The following is a 16,800-nucleotide window of genomic DNA, read 5'->3' as shown; positions in this document are numbered from 1 at the left end:
ATTGGCTTATGACCTCGAGCCCCTAGGAGCCGCAGCTAGATTGGGCAGTTTGACCCCCGCTTATCCTCCTTTGATTCTTCTGAGTCTTGAAGTGGGGGTCTTACTGCCCGTTAGACTGCGATAAAATGCCTGCTCCCTGGATAGGGGACAGGCATTTCTTTTTTGGGGAACTTTTACCATTCTGATGCGTATATAAGCTGAAGGGAGCTGATGAAGGTGAACCATGTTAAAGAATGCCTGAGATGCAAAGGGACAGAATTTGCAGAAGGCACTGACTATGTGGCAGTCAGGCCATTGAATAAAAAACTTTCAACTGGATCTCTGAAGATCTTTCGCTTTTGTTTAAGCTGCGGGGAGATTGTTTCTATCAGAGTTGAAAATCCTGGCAAGTTTAGAAGCAAGTGACGGAAAAAGAGGCGGGATGAAGCCGAAAAAGAGGAAGCAGCGAGGAAAACGGTCGCCATGACCGCTTCATGAAGCTAAAAATGAGGAAGCGCAGGAAAAAACGGTCGCCATAAACGCTCCATGACGCCGCACGTTTAGAGCCTCCTCACATTCTTATTTCTTCCGCTTAAGCAGCTGTAAATCAATGTACAGCTGGCATCTTGTATTAAAGTCGTCAAAATCGATTGAAGTCAGGTCAGTAATTTGTTTCATTCGGTATTTTAATGTATTGGTATGGATGAAAAGCTGTTCCGCTGTCGGCTTGAGGCGGCAGTTGTTCAATAAATAGACTTCAAGCGTCTTCAGCAGGCTGGTTTGGCTCTCCAGGTCTTTTTTCTGCAGCTTCATAAGATCTTCATTAACATAATTGGTCTTGCTGTTATGCTGGGCGATCGGTTCCAGGTAACGGAACACCCAGAGCTTTTTATATTCATAGGGCAGTTCTTCAGGCGAGCCAATGAATTTGGCGGCTTTGATGACCTCCAGGGCCTCTCGATAGCTTTTGCGAAGTTTGAGGATGGAGGAATACTCTCCTCCGATTCCCGCATACACATTCTGCTGCCTGAATTGGCTTAGAACGGTATTGGTTAATTCGTGTGCGTCTTCTGAAAGGCTGCCGGGTGCAGGGGAGCTGCTGCCGATCATCACGATGATCTCATGCTGGTTCGTAAAGATGTGAGCGGGATGGCTGAGAGCATTTGCAAATAGCCGAACGGTTTCATTTAACTCTGCCAACATCTCTTCATCTCCCTGAAGGACCGTAAATACATTGATGATAAAGGCCTCCGGGAGGATGATTTTAACATTGGCTGCTTCCCACTTAATCTGATCTTCCGTCTGATACGTGCGATCAATAATTTTTTGATAAAATTGATGTTTTTCTTCTTCTTTGCGGAGCTTCTTCAGGTTTTTCTGATATAAAAGCTTCCCAATATGGAAGGAAACGTCATGCAGAAATTTCATTTCGCTTTCTGACAGGAAGCCGTCCAATTCCTGAACCCAGATAAATCCAAGTATCTGCTCTTTATATTTAGCGCTTACAACTACACGCTGGTTAAGGCCGATTTCTTCCATCTTCTTAATTCTGAAAGGCTCAGGGATTGTCTTTAACTGGTCAACAATGCCTTCATCCATAAATTTCTCCAAAATGGGAATCGGCCATCTCTTCGAAAAAATAGTCTGCTGGTTCGCCAAATCAAAATGCTCAATATAATACGAGCTATAAGCCAGCAGCGAGAATTGCTCATCCTCGATGACAACAGGCTTCTTCAAAAAAGTGCTGACCATTTCTGTAATCTCATCAATATCAGTCAAAGTAAGGATTTTCTCCAGCGGCTGGCTCATTAAGCTCCCTCCTCATTATTGCTGTTCTTATTATAGTGAAAAACAGTGACAGGCACCACCCGAATTTTGCCGAAAGAAAAAGGACCGGGCATTTTCTTAGCCCAGTCCTGATAAGTTTAGATTATTTTAAGGATTTTTCAAAGTCTGCAAACTGTTTTTCAACTTCTGCAGAAGGCTTTTCAGTAAGAATACTTACCACGATGATGGCAATTAAGCTGGCAGCGAAGCCTGGAATCATTTCATAAAGGAAGTCGGATAATCCGGCTTGAGACCAAATGATGACGGTGCTGGCACCTATGATCATCCCTGCTAGTGCTCCCCATCTTGTCATGCGCTTCCAGTATAAGCTGAGAATGATAAGCGGTCCGAAAGCAGATCCGAAACCAGCCCAAGCATAACCCACAAGGTCGAGAATCGTTTCATTTTTCTCCCATGAGATAAATAATGCAATGACAGAAACCAGCAATACAGATAATCTTCCTATTGTAACCAATTCTTTATCTGTAGCTGAGCGGCGGAAGAATGTCTTATATAAATCTTCCGTTAATGAGCTTGATGTGACTAGCAGCTGTGATGAGATGGTACTCATGATAGCTGCAAGGATTGCCGAGATTAAAAAGCCTGTAATGATCGGGTGGAATAATACCTCTCCAAGGAGGATGAAGATCGTTTCGGGATCTTCGATGCTAATTCCGGTATCCGCCACATAAGCAATTCCGACAAAACCAGTCAGCATAGCGCCAATACTCGAGAAAATCATCCAGCCCATCCCAATGCGGGTGGCTTTTTTGATTTCTTTAACTGAACTGATAGCCATAAAGCGGACGATAATATGAGGTTGTCCAAAGTAGCCAAGGCCCCATGCAAAAAGGGAAACGATGCCTAATAGACTTGTCCCTTTAAAGATATCAAGGAAAGCTGGATTGATTGTTCTGGCAGTATCAATTGCCGGCCCAAATCCTCCTATATGGAAAAGGGTTACGATTGGTACAAGAATGAGGGCGAGAAACATAATCAAACCCTGAACAAAGTCTGTCCAGCTAACCGCAAGAAATCCTCCAAATAGTGTATACGCAACCACAACACCTGTAATGATCCATAAACCGGTGTGGTAATCCAGCCCGAAAGTGCTCTGGAATAAAACGCCCCCGGAAACCATGCCTGATGATACATAAAAGGTAAAGAAAATTAAGATAACTAATCCTGAAATCAGGCGGAGGATTTTGGAAGCATCCCCGAACCGGTTTTCTAAATAACCGGGAATCGTAATAGAATCATTGGCTACCTCAGTATACGTGCGGAGCCTTGGTGCCACATAGATCCAGTTTGCCCATGCCCCGAGAGTCAAGCCGATGACAATCCAGGAAGCGCTTAGGCCAGTGGCATACATGGCTCCAGGAAGTCCCATCAAAAGCCATCCGCTCATATCGGAAGCACCCGCACTTAAAGCGGTTACCGCAGGACCCAGTGTTCGTCCTCCGAGCATGTAATCTGATAGATTGGAAGTCCGTTTATAGGCATAATAGCCAATCCAAAGCATTCCAATCATATACACGGTAATGGATATAATTAATGCATAATCCATTTTGTCAGCCTCCTTTTTGTTGGTTTAACAAAATATTTAGATAAAATAAGCGATGAGAAAGCAGTGGTTTGCTTTCTCATTACCTAGAAATCATGAATGGTTTATTTTTATTATAGTTATATTTTAATATTTTGGAAGAAAAATATTATTTCTTGAAAATGCCCTTAAAAGCAAATGCAATATTAGCCGGCCGTTCAGCAAGCCTTCTCATGAAATAGCCGTACCAGTCCATGCCGTATGGTACATAGACACGCATCTTATAGCCTTGCTTTGCCAGTTCCAGCTGTGTTTTATTCCTCATGCCATAAAGCATTTGAAACTCGAAACGATCGTTTGAAACGTTATGCTTCTTTGCTAATTCTTTTGTGTACTCGATGATCTGGTCATCGTGGGAAGCTATTGCTGTATAGTTTCCTTTTAACAGACTTTGTTCTATTAATTTCTTATAGTTTTCATCAACATCTGTCTTCTCAGGAAATGCATGCTCCGGTGCTTCTTTATAAGCGCCTTTTACCAGTCTTAAGAAGGGCTGGTATTTCCCCAGATCCTCCAGGTCCTTTTCAGTCCGGTACAGGTACGCCTGCAGAACGGTGCTTACACAGCTGTACTTTTCTTTAAACTGTTTAAACAAATCGATCGTTGCCTGGCAGCGCGGCACATCTTCCATATCGATTGTCACCATGATCTTATGCTTTTCAGCAGTATCAAGAATTCTGGTCATGTTTTTCACAACAAGATCATGATCAATATCCAGACCAAGAGAAGTCATTTTCAGGGATACTTGTGAATCCAGTCCTTCTTTGCTGATCATTTCAATGGTTGAAATACATTCCTCTGTCCGTTCATTAGCTACTTCAACAGAATCAACAAATTCACCCAAATGGTCCACTGTTACAGAAAGTCCCTGGTTATTCAGATCTCTGATAAAGCGGACGCTGCTTTTGAAATCAACTCCGCCAATTAATTTACCTGCGGCAAAACTTCCGCCTCTGTTCTGGGCAATTTTATTCAATAAGCTATTTTTTGATAAATATAGAAAAAAGTCTCTTGTAATCGCTTCCATTTAAACAAGCACCTCCAATGGTTATATCTTTAGATTAATCTTACAATTCTGTGACAAGTTCCGACAATGTTCATAAAAAACAAAGATTCTATCAATCTATTGTTGACATAAGACAATGAAAGGCTGCATTTTCCATATGAGAAAACATATTCTGCGCTTTCAGTCACTTCCAATTCTCGTTGTCAATTAATATGTAAGAAAAGTTTCCATATTATTGTTTACAATGACAAGCATTTGTATTTAAATAGTAATATAGTTTTGAATATTTATTTATTTCAGAAAATGGGGGTTAGAGAAAGATGAGAAAGCAGTTAAAGAAATTTGCGCAGTTTACAGCATTGTCAAGCTTGCTGGTCCTCTCAGCATGCGGCGGCAATCAGACTGCAGGGGATGAAGATGGGGAGAGCAGCGGAGGAGCCGTTAAAGCGGATATTGGAGTTATTTCTTATATCAGCGGACCGGGTGCTGCTTATGGTGAAGCTATCACAAATGGCTTAAAGCTCGCACAGGAAGAAATAAATGGCAAGGGAGAAGTCAAGATTAACCTTGTAACTGAGGATTCTGCCGGCAAGCAGGATCAGGCATTGACAGCAGCACAAAAGCTTATGAATTCCGAGAATGTGACAGCCATTATCGGGCCAACCTTAAGCACAGAAATGAACGTAGTCGGTCCGGAAGCCGACCTCAACGGAGTGCCGATTATGGGAACTTCAACAACGGCAGAAGGAATTCCGCAAATTGGGGACTATGTCTTCCGCAACTCACTGCCTGAGGCCTTGGCGATTCCGGCTGCAATAGATAAAGCCATTGAAAAATATGATGCTAAAAAAGTAGCAATTCTATATGGAAATGATGATGTTTTTACAAAATCAGGTTTTGACACAATGAAAAAAGCAGCGGAAGAGAAGGGTCTCGAAATCTTAACGATTGAAACGTTCCAAAAAGGCCAATCAGATTATAATGCTCAGCTGACAAAAATTAAAGGTTTAAAACCGGACCTAATTCTGGCTTCGGCTCTATACAATGAAGGTGCGGTCATCATGGATCAGGCCAGGAAAATGGGCATTGAGGTTCCGTTTGTCGGAGGAAATGGCTTCAATTCTCCTGAGGTCATCAATATCGCAGGGGATGCAGCAAATGGCCTGATTGTGGCAACTCCCTGGTATGGTGAAAAAGAAGATGATAAGGTCAAGGAATTTGTAAGTAAATATGAAAAGGAATACGGCAAAAAGCCGGATCAGTTTGCAGCACAGGCATACGATGCGCTTTACATAATGGCTGAGGCATTGAAGAATGCGGGTGAAGCTGATCGTGATGCACTTCGGGATGCTCTGGCCGAGGTCAAAGGCTTTAATGGAATTCTTGGAGAGTTCTCTTTCGATGAAGAAGGAGATGTCGTGATGGATCCGACCGTTTTAGTTATTGAAGAAGGAGCATTTAAGGAATTTAATTAAAAAGCTGCGAAAGTGAAGCTCTGGCGCCTTCAGTGCCAGAGCTTACTTTTAAGAAAATTACGAGTAAGCAGGTGAATGCCGTGTTAATCGAACAATTAATAAACGGAATTACCCTTGGCAGCATTTATGCCATCGTTGCACTTGGGTTTACATTGGTTTTCGGGGTGCTTGGGATTATCAATATGGCACACGGAGAAATTTTTATGTTCGGAGCCTTCATTGGCGTTGTTGTCACTTCCACTTTTAAAGGGCCGCTTTGGCTGGCTTTTCTGGCTGCGATTGCGGTAACTGCTGCAATGGGATATCTGCTTGAACGATTTGCCCTGAGACCGCTCCGGAATAAACAGGGTGTATCCCATCTGGCGCCATTGATCAGCACCATTGGTGTATCGATACTGCTGGAAAACCTGTCCCACCATATTTTTGGACCGGGCAACCATCCTTTCCGTGCTTCTTTTGCGGAAATCAGCTTCCAGATCGGTTCGATAACTGTATATCTTGTGCAGATTGTTATCTTTGTCATTTCCGTCCTGCTCATGTACGCCCTTTCTTTTTGGCTTGGCAAAACAAAGGCAGGAAAAGCCTTAAGAGCAACTGCTGAAAATCTGGAAACAGCAAGCCTTCTTGGTGTTGATGTCAAAAGAACAATTACAATGACGGTTATCATCGCATCGGCAATGGGCGGAATCGCCGGTATCCTTGTCGGGATGGCCTTTAACTCTGTAACGCCGCAGATGGGTTTATCAATTGGGCTAAAAGGACTTGCCATCATCATTCTTGGCGGGATGGGGAATGTCAAGGGAGCGATGGCAGGAGGGCTTATTCTTGGTCTGGCCGAAACCTTTGTCGTTGTTTACGGCGATTCAGGTTACAAAGATGCAATCGCTTTTGCGGCCATCATCATCATACTTCTCATCAGGCCGCAGGGATTGTTTGGCCAAAAAATTTCAGCGTAAGAAGGTGAAATCATGCTTGCAGAATTAATAAATCCATATTATTTACAGGTAGCTTCTTTTATATTAATCAACATTATATTAGGAGTTAGTATTTATATTACTCTATCAACTGGACAGCTTTCGCTCGCCAATGCCGGATTTATGGGGATCGGTGCCTATACCTCTGCACTATTGACGCTGAATTTTGACCTTCCGATTATTGTGGGCATACTGGCAGGCACTTTATTGGCAGGTGTTTTCGGAATCCTGATCGGGATACCGACATTAAGGCTTCAGGGTGTTTATCTCGCCATTGTTACCCTTGGGTTTGGAGAGGTTATCCGCGTTATTTTTGTAAACTGGGAGTCTATGACAAAGGGAGCTGTCGGTTTATCAGGCATACCGCATATGGGCCGTGAGCTGCTGAATACATTAAAAGACTTAGGCTTTGATCCGAAAATACTTGGACTTCAAAATAACCAGTTTGTATTTCTGGCTATCTTCCTCATTTTATTAGGGGTGACAATCAGCATCATCGCATTTTTCAGGAGGCAGAACCGCTCAAGAGTAGGACGGGCTTTCGCAGCGATTAAGCTGGATGAAAAAGCTGCAGAATCAATGGGCATCAATATTACGTATTATAAGGTCCTGGCATTTGCACAGGGGGCCCTGGTAGCGGGTTTTGCAGGTGCACTGTTTGCCCATGTTCTTGCGTACATAAGTCCTGCAGATTTTGCCTATCACCGTGCCGTTGAGATTCTGATTTTTGCCGTTTTCGGGGGAAGCGAAGTAATCTGGGGACCGGTGTTTGGGGCGCTCTTTCTAACTGTAATGCCGGAAGTGCTCCGATTTATCAGCGAATACCGCTACATGATTTACGGTCTGATCATTATTATTATGATGGCAGTCAGACCGCAGGGATTAATTGATGTAAATATTTTAAACTGGCTCAAGCTTAAAACATCAAAGAGGAGGCAAAAGCATGGTACTTCAAGTCAAAAAAGCATGTAAAAACTTTGGCGGGCTGAGTGCCCTGTCTGATGTTTCATTCTCCATTAATCAGGGAGAAATCTTTGGGCTGATTGGACCGAACGGAGCCGGGAAGACAACGATGTTCAACCTGATAACATCGATGTTTACTCCTACCTCAGGCGAGATTATCTTTAATGAAGACAATATCAATGGCTTAAAGCCGCACCTGATCACGAAAAAGGGAATTTGCAGGACATTCCAGAATATTCGCCTGTTTCCGCAGATGACAGCAGAAGAAAATGTGATGGTTGGGGAGCACTGCCGAAGCAAATCAGGGGTTTTCAGCAGTGTATTCAGGACAAAATCACAGCGGCAGGAAGAAGAGAGAATCCGCAGCAAAGCGAATGAACTATTAGAGTTTGTGGGGCTGGGCGGCTTCGCCGAAACTGTGTCAGACAGCCTCGCATACGGCCAGCAAAGAAGGCTGGAGATTGCCCGTGCCCTGGCCAGTTCTCCCCAATTGCTGCTGCTCGATGAACCGGCAGCCGGAATGAATGAAACAGAAACAAGCGAATTATTTCAACTCATCAAAAAAATTCAGGAACAGGGCATTACGGTCCTCCTGATTGAGCATGATATGCCGCTTGTCATGAAATTATGCGACCGTATTGCCGTCCTGAATTTCGGCAAGAAGATTGCTGAAGGCACACCTGCTGAAATCCAGAATAATCCTGATGTCATCGAAGCCTATCTCGGCAGTGAGGAGGAGGATATGTATGCTTAAGGTAAATGGGATTAACGCTTTTTACGGGAAAATCCAAGTTCTTAAAAACATCAGCCTCGAAGTGGAAGAAGGCAGTATTGTTACGATCCTTGGTGCAAATGGTGCAGGGAAGACAACGACCATGAAGACCATTTCCGGAATGCTTAAGGCTCAAGCCGGCAGCATTCAATTTCAGGGGCAGGATGTAACGGGACTCCGGCCGGACCAGCTGCTGCGCAAAGGGATTGCCCTTGTTCCGGAAGGCCGCCAGATTCTTTCCGGAATGACAGTGCTTGAAAACCTGGAAATGGGGGCATACCACCGGAAGGATAATGAAATTGACCAGGATATTAAGAACGTAATGGAGCGTTTCCCCATCCTCGAAGAAAGGCAGAAACAGCTTGGCGGAACATTATCCGGCGGACAGCAGCAGATGCTGGCCATTGCTAGGGCCATCCTCAGCAAACCAAAGCTGCTTCTTCTGGATGAACCGTCAATGGGACTGGCCCCTCTGATCGTGGCTGACATCTTTAAAATTATAAAAGAAATTAATGAAGCGGGCACGACTGTTCTATTGGTTGAACAGAATGCAAGGCAGGCCCTGAAAATATCCGATTACGGATACGTTTTGGAAACAGGCAAAATGGTTGCTGAAGGAAGTTCAGAGAAGCTTCTGAATGATCCGCGCATCATGGAAGCATACCTGGGGCGCAAATCAAGCTAAAGATAAAAGGCCGAATCTTTTGATTTGGCCTTTTATCTTTTTACCTAATGCATTATGATAATAACGGAAATCAACGTGCAAAAACCGGAGGACAAATGAATAAGAGAAAGAAAATCTTAAAAAGGATAATGATAACTTTATTAATTCTCGGCGTATTTCTATTTTTAAACAACAGCTCTCTGCTTACAAAAGAAAGAAACGATAAGCAGCTCCTGCTCGCTCATAGAGGAATGGCACAGACCTTTCATATGGAAGGGATCACAGGAGAGACGTGTACGGCTGAAAGAATTTACGAGCCTGAGCATAACTTTCTTGAGAATACGATTCCTTCCATGGAAGCAGCTTTTGAGGCAGGGGCAGATATAGTCGAACTGGATATACAGCTTACAAAGGATGGACAATTTGCGGTGTTCCATGATTGGACCCTGGATTGCCGGACAAATGCAAAAGGAAATACGAGAGAGTATACAATGGAGGAATTAAAAAAGCTGGACATTGGATACGGCTATACAGCCGATCACGGTAAAACCCATCCATTTCGCGGCAAGGGAATCGGAATGATGCCAAGCCTGGATGAAGTCATGAAAGAGTTCCCGAAAGGAGATATCTTAATCCATATTAAAAGCAATGACTCCCAGGAAGGAGTAAAGCTTGCTGAATACCTGTCGATATTTCCAGCAGACAGATTGGAGAAAATAACTGTATATGGAGGAGACAATCCAATTGCCGCACTGAAGGAAGAAATGCCTGGAATGCGGGCTATGTCTAAGGCTACATTGAAAGATTGCCTCCTGCCATATATAGGTGCGGGATGGACAGGTTATGTGCCAAATGCCTGCAAAAACACACAGGTTCATATTCCTGAATCATATACAAAGCTGCTGTGGGGATGGCCAAATAAGTTCTTAAACCGAATGGATGAGGCAGGTACAAGAGTTATAGTGGTTGCCGGGGATGGGAGCTGGTCGGAAGGCTTTGACAGACCGGAAGACCTACAACGGCTCCCTGAGAGCTATTCAGGAGGCATCTGGACAAACAGGATTGAGCTGATTGCCCCAGTATATAGGAAAGAATAGACGTCTGGTCTGATCCAGGCGTTTTTAAAATTTTTTAACGGAATTATTTAAAAATTTTGTAAAAAGGATTATGATATGGATAGGATTATTTAGTTTGCCGAAGGATTTTAAGAGTATTATTATACATATATTAACTGCAATTACAGCTTGGGGGACTATAAATGGCGAAAGTATTGGCATTTCTTAAGCCTTACCGGATAGCGGTGGCTATAGCTCTGTCATTAATGCTGACGGAGCTTGCTGTTGAGCTTATTCAGCCATTATTAATGGCAAAAATCATAGATGAAGGCATCCTGCAGAATGATCTTCAGGAGATCATGAAGTGGGGAGGGATCATGCTGGCTGCTTCTTTTGCGGCTTTTGCGGCTGGAGTCATTAATTCCTTTTATGCTGCACATGTCAGCCAGAGCTTCGGTTTTGATGTAAGGAAAAGCTTATATGACAAGGTTCAATCCTTCTCCTTTGCCAACTTTAATCTTTTTCCGACCTCTTCATTAATTACCCGTATGACGAATGATATTACGCAGCTTCAGAATACTGTTTTTATGAGCCTTCGAATCATGATGAGAGCGCCTCTCTTAATCATCGGCGGCCTGATCATGGCATTTGTGGTAGATGTAAAGCTTGCGCTTATCTTATCAGCTGTTGCCCCTTTCCTTTTTCTATTTCTGTTTTGGGTCATGGGAAAAGGCGGCGCGCTTTTTAAGGCAGTGCAGGAAAAGCTTGATTCTGTGAATAGCGTCATGCAGGAGAACCTGACGGGAATCCGGCTAATTAAAGCGTTTGTCCGCAGAAACCATGAAGTGAAACGCTTCACGCGCACAAATGAGGATCTCAGAGATGGAACCGTTAAAGCACTGCGTCTGATGGAAGTGACTATGCCTGTTCTGCTTTTCATTATGAATCTTAGTATTCTTGGAGTCCTATGGTTTGGCAGCATACAGGTAAATGCAGGGGATGTAAAGGTAGGCGAGGTAGTTGCGATTGTGAACTATGCAACCAGAATAACGGCCGCCTTCTCCATTTTCTCCTGGATTATCATGGCATTTTCCAGGGCGAGGGCATCAGCAAACCGTGTAACAGAGGTACTGGACACCGAAGTGGATTTAACTGACCGTCAAGAATCTCATGATAGGAAGGGCTTAACAGTGAGCCGGGGGGAAATTCACTTTAAAGATGTATCTTTTAAATATCCAGGCACTTCAGAGAAGGTACTCGATAGCATCAGCTTTATCATCCATCCCGGGGAAACAGTGGCAATAATGGGTGCAACAGGCTCCGGGAAGACCTCTTTATTCCAGCTTATCCCCCGCCTTTATGATGTGACGGGCGGGAGAGTTGAAATTGATGGGCGGGATGTAAGGGAATTGAAAATGGAGAACCTCCGCAGGAAAATCGGTTTTGTTCCTCAGGAAGCACTGCTCTTTACAGGCAGTGTGAAAGAAAACATTTCATGGGGAAAAGAAGATGCAGCGATGGAGGAAATCACTGAAGCAGCGGTCAATGCGCAGATACATGAAACCATCATGAAGCTTCCGCAGGGTTATGAAACAAAAGTGGGGCAAAAGGGTGTTAACTTATCCGGCGGGCAAAAACAGCGTCTTTCCATTGCCCGGGCGCTTGTACGAAAGCCTAAAATCCTTCTTCTTGATGACAGCACAAGTGCGCTGGATATGAAAACAGAAGCAAAACTTCTGAATTCATTGAAACAATATACCTGTACAACCATGATTATTACGCAGAAAATCAGTACAGCCATGGAAGCAGACAGAATCCTGTTGCTTGAGGATGGGGTGCTTCTTGCTGAGGGAGACCACGAGACTCTTCTTAAAACATCCGGATTGTATAAGCGAATTTTTCAATCCCAGTCTGGAGAGGGGAACAGAAACTATGCTTAAACACTTTAAAGAACCTTTCCAGCATAAAAGAATTCCTCTTGAGCTGAATGGTGAATTTACAAAAGGGAAAAAGCCCAAGTCTGAAAACATGGGGGCCACACTAAAAAGAATCTGGTCCTATTTAGCCTATAATAAGGGTTTGTTATATCTCGTTTTATTCATGGTGGTCATCAGCTCGGCAATGGGGCTGCTTGGCCCCTATTTAGTCGGAATGGCTATTGACGATTATATTGTCACAAAGAACAGCGATGGATTTATCGCTTTACTGATCTGGCTTGGCGTCATTTATGTGTTGAACTCGCTTGCCCTCTGGTTTCAGAATTATTGGATGATCGGCATCGCACAGGAAACGGTTTTTACGATGAGAACGAAGCTTTTTGGCCACTTGCACAGGCTGCCTATTCCGTTCTTTGACAAGCGGCAGCAGGGGGAACTGATGAGCAGGGTTACAAACGATATTGAAAATGTCAGCTCGACTCTGAACAGTTCAGTGATACAGGTCTTTTCCAGCCTGCTGACCTTAATTGGCACTGTCTCTGTTATGCTTTGGCTAAGTCCTTTGCTGACGCTCATTACCCTGATCATTGTGCCGCTGATGTTCTTTGGAATGAAATGGATTACAGCACGGACAGGAAGGCTGTTCAAAGAGCAGCAGAAGAATCTTGGAGAGCTGAACGGTTTTATTGAAGAAACCATATCAGGGCAAAGGATCATCAAGACCTTTTCTCAGGAACAGAAAGTGATGGCCGAGTTTCGGGAAAAAGGGGAAAAACTTAAGCTGGCAGGGTTCTGGGCTCAAACTTATTCCGGGTTTATCCCGAAGCTGATGAATGTCCTGAACAACTTGAGCTTTGCCATTATCGCCGGGGCAGGGGGCATTTTTGCCCTGAATGGGATGATCTCAATCGGTGTGATTGTCATATTCACAGAGTATTCCCGCCAATTTACACGTCCGCTTAATGACCTGGCAAACCAATTTAACACCCTTCTATCTGCGCTTGCCGGAGCAGAGCGGGTATTTGACATCATGGATGAAGATGAAGAATTCCGGAATGAAGAGCAGCTGAAAGAGCTTGCCGAAGTGAAAGGCGAGGTCGAATTCCGAGATGTTTCTTTTTCGTATGAAGAAGACGGAAATACGGTAAGAAACGTTAACCTCCATGTCAAAGCAGGCCAGACCGCTGCTTTCGTTGGTCCGACAGGTGCAGGAAAGACCACCATGATCAATTTGCTCTCCCGCTTTTATGAACGGGACTCAGGCCGTATTTTAATTGACGGTGAAGATATCGCAAATGTGAAAAAAGAAAGCATTAGAAAGCATATGGGATTTGTCCTGCAGGATTCATTCCTATTCCGCGGCACTGTGCGTGAAAATATCCGCTACGGCAGGCTGGGAGCTTCAGATGAAGAAGTGGTGGAGGCGGCTAAGCTTGCCAATGCCCACTCATTTATCATGAAACTTCCGCAGCAGTATGAAACAGTGCTGAGTCAGGACGGAAATGGCATCAGTCAGGGGCAAAAGCAGCTTCTTTCCATTGCACGTGCATTTCTGGCCAACCCGGACATCTTAATTCTGGATGAAGCCACAAGCAGCATTGATACGGTGACAGAGCTTAAAATTCAGGATGCCCTTCAGGAGCTGATGAAAGGAAGGACCAGCTTTGTCATTGCCCATCGTTTGAACACCATTCAAAATGCGGATAAAATTTTTGTTCTGGAAGAGGGCAGGATTATTGAGGAGGGAACACATGAATCACTGCTTGAACAGGAGGGCTTTTATTACCGGCTGCATGGTAAAGCGGCGGCTGGGGCAAATGCATGAAGTCAATGGCTATTCCATCACAAAAGGCGGACTTGATTACGATCAAATCCGCCTTTTCGCTAATCTATCGAATAACATTTTTTTCTCTTGCTTCTTTTAGCCAGTCCGGGAATTCGTTCAGCAGGAGGTCATATAGTTCGTTATCAGAAATGGCCTCTACATCTTTAATGTGGAAAAAATTTGCGTTATCAATATAGCGGCCATCCATTTCATCCAGCTTTTCCAATACTTCAAAGTTTGAATCGCCTATCCCGACAAACTGCCAGAACAAGGGTTTATCGGATGATGAAACAACAGGTTTTTTGATGGTTCTTTTGCAGCCGCCATCATTAATGAAAACAATGAAGGCAGGATCTTTGCTCGGATCTTCAGAGGTATATTTCTGAATGACATCCTCCATTACCGGAGGCTCATCATTTCGTCCGAATTTGTGTATTAGATCATTATTTAAAATATACTGATCCACATATCCTTCAAAATCATGTTCGGTTACGGGCTTCAGCCTGGAAAATTCATTATCATAGACCCAGACATCCAATGCGCCATCATCATCAAATTGGCTGGCAACAGCTAAGATTCTCTCCACAACTCTCTGGACGGTGCCATTTTTATATAACTTGCGCATGGAGCCGGAAATGTCCAGCACCAAACCTACTCTGGCAGTGACATTTGTCAGATTCTTTTTTTCCAGTACAATGCCTGCTGATTTTTTTAATAAACTAATAGAGCTCATTTCTGTGGAATCCCCCTTTAATCATATATTCTAATGTTTACCATATCGGGAGACTATCCGCATTAAAAAAGCTTCTAATTTGAGAATTTCATAGCAAAGTCGATCAGCATTTTTTCATATAAATGGATGGAATGCGGCAGAACGTATTCCTTATCTCCGTGCCAGTTCATGCCGGTTGGGCCAAATTCGATGGCAGGGATCCCGTAATTGGCAAAGAACACAGTATCCGCAGAACCATGCTGTCCAAAGAAAACAGCTTTATCTTCTGTGTGCTTTTCGACAATGGGTTCAAGCATCAGGATGAAAGGATTATCTCTGGCTGTCACAAGCGGCTTTGAGAACATATTCATGATAATTTCCCCATCTGTGATATTTTCAATTTGTTTGATGATCTCTTCATGGTTCTGCTGCGGCAAATAGCGGATATCATACGACATTACACATTTTTCAGGCACCTTATTATATACATCCCCTCCGCTTATTTTTGCAAGATTAATCGAAGGGTATGGGTAAAATTCCGATGATTCCTTTGCAAAAGGCAATTTTAATAGTTTTTGATGAACTTCAAAAGCCTTTTCGATAGCATTGACTCCCTCCCATGGACGGCTGCCGTGTGCAGGGTCTCCTTCTATCTCAATGTCCAGCCTGATAACGCCTTTTGCTTCGAGCGCAATTCCAAGCTGAGTGGGTTCAGAGCAAATGACAAAATCGCCGCGATATCCCTGTTCTGCTAAATACCCGGAACAATTAAAGCCTCCGATTTCTTCATCTGAAACAATTTGAATCTGTATTTTTACGCCTATGGGCATATTTTTGAGCTCTTTTACTGCGCACATCATGGCGGCAACACCGGCTTTCATATCCGCAGCTCCACGTCCATAAATCTTATCGCGGACTTCTACAGGAATGAACTGTTCATCCTTTCCTGAAACAACATCCACATGTCCGTTAAAAATAATGGTCTGATCCCCGCTTCCGATTTCACAGACAGCCATTTTATAGCCATTATTTTCGATGATTCTGGAAGGGAGGTCATGTCCCGACAGCCATTGATGGCAATATTCAATGGCCTGGTTTGCTCCCTCCTTTGAAGAGCTGTCAATTGAAATGAGATCTTTCAATAAGTTTTCAAGCATATGTCAAAGGTCCTCCTTTAATACAGCAATAAATTTACACAGTCCTCTCTTACTATTCCCGCTTTGGGAGGATGAAAACAGCTTGTTTTATGATGGCCCAATAATTGTGAAGAATTGGTGAAGTGTATTGCGAAAAGGGGAGGGATGGAGTATATTATAAGTGAGGAAAGTTAGTGAAATGTTTCACAAATCAATTCAAAAAACAACTTCACTAAAGCATTCCTTCCTCCTAAGAGCTGGCCGGCTTTTTAAATCCCCAAGAGGGAAAAATTTTAAGATATTATGTGAAATTATTCACAATAATAACATGGAGATGATTATGATGATGAAATGGTGGAAAACTCCTCAGGCAGCAGTTGTTTGGACCGTATTAAGGGTTTGGCTGGGTATTCAGTGGCTTGAAGCAGGATGGCATAAGGTAGCAGACGGATTTGATGCAGGCGGATTTATGCAGGGGGCCATTGCCAAAGCAGCTGGCGATCATCCGGCAGTGCAGGGCTGGTATGCCGGATTCCTGGAAAATGTGGCACTGCCAAACGCGGACTTATTCAGCACTCTAGTGGCATGGGGTGAAGTTCTTGTCGGGGTTGGCCTTATACTTGGAGCTGCGACCATTCCGGCTTTAATTGCAGCAGCTTTCATGAATCTAAACTTCTTGTTAGCAGGAACAACAAGCACTAACCCAATACTGTATACAGCAGCAATCATCCTTCTATTTACAGGCGCTGGTGCTTACTACTGGGGAATTGACAGATTCGCTTATCCATATATCAAGACAATGATGAAAGGCGGTCACGGCATAGGCAAAAGAGAAGCACACACCCACTAAGCAGAAATAGGAAGAAGCAGGA

At 43.7% G+C, this 16,800-nt stretch carries 15 protein-coding genes; 10 read left to right on the top strand and 5 right to left on the bottom strand.

Annotated elements, in window-relative coordinates; translation table 11 throughout:
• Window positions 1-216: 216 nt before the first annotated feature.
• A complete protein-coding gene (locus AC3WTL_RS23035) occupies window positions 217-405 on the top strand; it encodes a hypothetical protein (protein WP_492370102.1) in 189 nt (62 codons plus the stop codon).
• Window positions 406-558: 153 nt separating this feature from the next.
• On the opposite strand, the gene AC3WTL_RS23030 is transcribed toward AC3WTL_RS23035, so the two are convergent.
• From AC3WTL_RS23030 to AC3WTL_RS23020, 3 genes are all read right to left on the bottom strand, one after another.
• Complete coding sequence (locus AC3WTL_RS23030) at window positions 559-1,788, bottom strand: PucR family transcriptional regulator (protein WP_252221063.1); 1,230 nt, start codon at window positions 1,786-1,788, stop codon at window positions 559-561.
• Window positions 1,789-1,909: 121 nt separating this feature from the next.
• Window positions 1,910-3,373: a sodium/proline symporter PutP gene (gene putP, locus AC3WTL_RS23025; protein WP_252221064.1), complete on the bottom strand. Its 1,464-nt coding sequence runs from the start codon at window positions 3,371-3,373 to the stop codon at window positions 1,910-1,912.
• Between the two features lie 145 nt (window positions 3,374-3,518).
• Window positions 3,519-4,436, bottom strand: coding sequence for a proline dehydrogenase family protein (locus AC3WTL_RS23020; protein WP_252221065.1), 918 nt, complete (start codon window positions 4,434-4,436; stop codon window positions 3,519-3,521).
• A 299-nt stretch (window positions 4,437-4,735) separates the two neighbouring features.
• Between AC3WTL_RS23020 and AC3WTL_RS23015 the strand changes: the two genes are divergently transcribed.
• From AC3WTL_RS23015 to AC3WTL_RS22980, 8 genes are all read left to right on the top strand, one after another.
• Entirely contained in the window at window positions 4,736-5,890 is a 1,155-nt protein-coding gene (locus tag AC3WTL_RS23015) for an ABC transporter substrate-binding protein (RefSeq protein ID WP_197249145.1), read from the top strand.
• A gap of 80 nt (window positions 5,891-5,970) precedes the next feature.
• Window positions 5,971-6,846 (top strand): branched-chain amino acid ABC transporter permease, encoded by an 876-nt coding sequence (locus AC3WTL_RS23010; protein ID WP_048011758.1) that lies wholly within the window; start codon window positions 5,971-5,973, stop codon window positions 6,844-6,846.
• A 12-nt stretch (window positions 6,847-6,858) separates the two neighbouring features.
• Window positions 6,859-7,836 (top strand): branched-chain amino acid ABC transporter permease, encoded by a 978-nt coding sequence (locus AC3WTL_RS23005; RefSeq protein ID WP_197205545.1) that lies wholly within the window; start codon window positions 6,859-6,861, stop codon window positions 7,834-7,836.
• On the top strand, window positions 7,808-8,581 hold the full coding sequence (locus AC3WTL_RS23000; RefSeq protein ID WP_222498675.1) for an ABC transporter ATP-binding protein: 774 nt from the start codon (window positions 7,808-7,810) through the stop codon (window positions 8,579-8,581). The genes AC3WTL_RS23005 and AC3WTL_RS23000 overlap by 29 nt, the downstream gene beginning before the upstream one ends.
• Window positions 8,574-9,284, top strand: coding sequence for an ABC transporter ATP-binding protein (locus AC3WTL_RS22995; RefSeq protein WP_197205547.1), 711 nt, complete (start codon window positions 8,574-8,576; stop codon window positions 9,282-9,284). The genes AC3WTL_RS23000 and AC3WTL_RS22995 overlap by 8 nt, the downstream gene beginning before the upstream one ends.
• Before the next feature lie 95 nt (window positions 9,285-9,379).
• A complete protein-coding gene (locus tag AC3WTL_RS22990) occupies window positions 9,380-10,360 on the top strand; it encodes a glycerophosphodiester phosphodiesterase family protein (RefSeq protein ID WP_492370101.1) in 981 nt (326 codons plus the stop codon).
• Window positions 10,361-10,521: 161 nt separating this feature from the next.
• Window positions 10,522-12,258 (top strand): ABC transporter ATP-binding protein, encoded by a 1,737-nt coding sequence (locus AC3WTL_RS22985; protein ID WP_492370100.1) that lies wholly within the window; start codon window positions 10,522-10,524, stop codon window positions 12,256-12,258.
• Complete coding sequence (locus AC3WTL_RS22980; RefSeq protein WP_197214457.1) at window positions 12,251-14,080, top strand: ABC transporter ATP-binding protein; 1,830 nt, start codon at window positions 12,251-12,253, stop codon at window positions 14,078-14,080. The genes AC3WTL_RS22985 and AC3WTL_RS22980 overlap by 8 nt, the downstream gene beginning before the upstream one ends.
• Before the next feature lie 64 nt (window positions 14,081-14,144).
• Here AC3WTL_RS22980 and AC3WTL_RS22975 read toward each other — a convergent pair whose 3' ends face one another.
• Both AC3WTL_RS22975 and AC3WTL_RS22970 read right to left on the bottom strand, forming a co-directional pair.
• Window positions 14,145-14,813, bottom strand: a complete 669-nt coding sequence (locus AC3WTL_RS22975; protein ID WP_197214458.1) for a vWA domain-containing protein — start codon at window positions 14,811-14,813, stop codon at window positions 14,145-14,147.
• A gap of 74 nt (window positions 14,814-14,887) precedes the next feature.
• Window positions 14,888-15,949 (bottom strand): M20 family metallopeptidase, encoded by a 1,062-nt coding sequence (locus AC3WTL_RS22970; RefSeq protein ID WP_197214459.1) that lies wholly within the window; start codon window positions 15,947-15,949, stop codon window positions 14,888-14,890.
• Window positions 15,950-16,274: 325 nt separating this feature from the next.
• Between AC3WTL_RS22970 and AC3WTL_RS22965 the strand changes: the two genes are divergently transcribed.
• Window positions 16,275-16,778 (top strand): DoxX family protein, encoded by a 504-nt coding sequence (locus AC3WTL_RS22965; RefSeq protein ID WP_095244476.1) that lies wholly within the window; start codon window positions 16,275-16,277, stop codon window positions 16,776-16,778.
• Window positions 16,779-16,800 lie beyond the last annotated feature (22 nt).

This window comes from Cytobacillus sp. EB106-05-05-XG126 (assembly GCF_058791715.1).
This window is presented reverse-complemented; position numbering and strand designations above follow the sequence as displayed.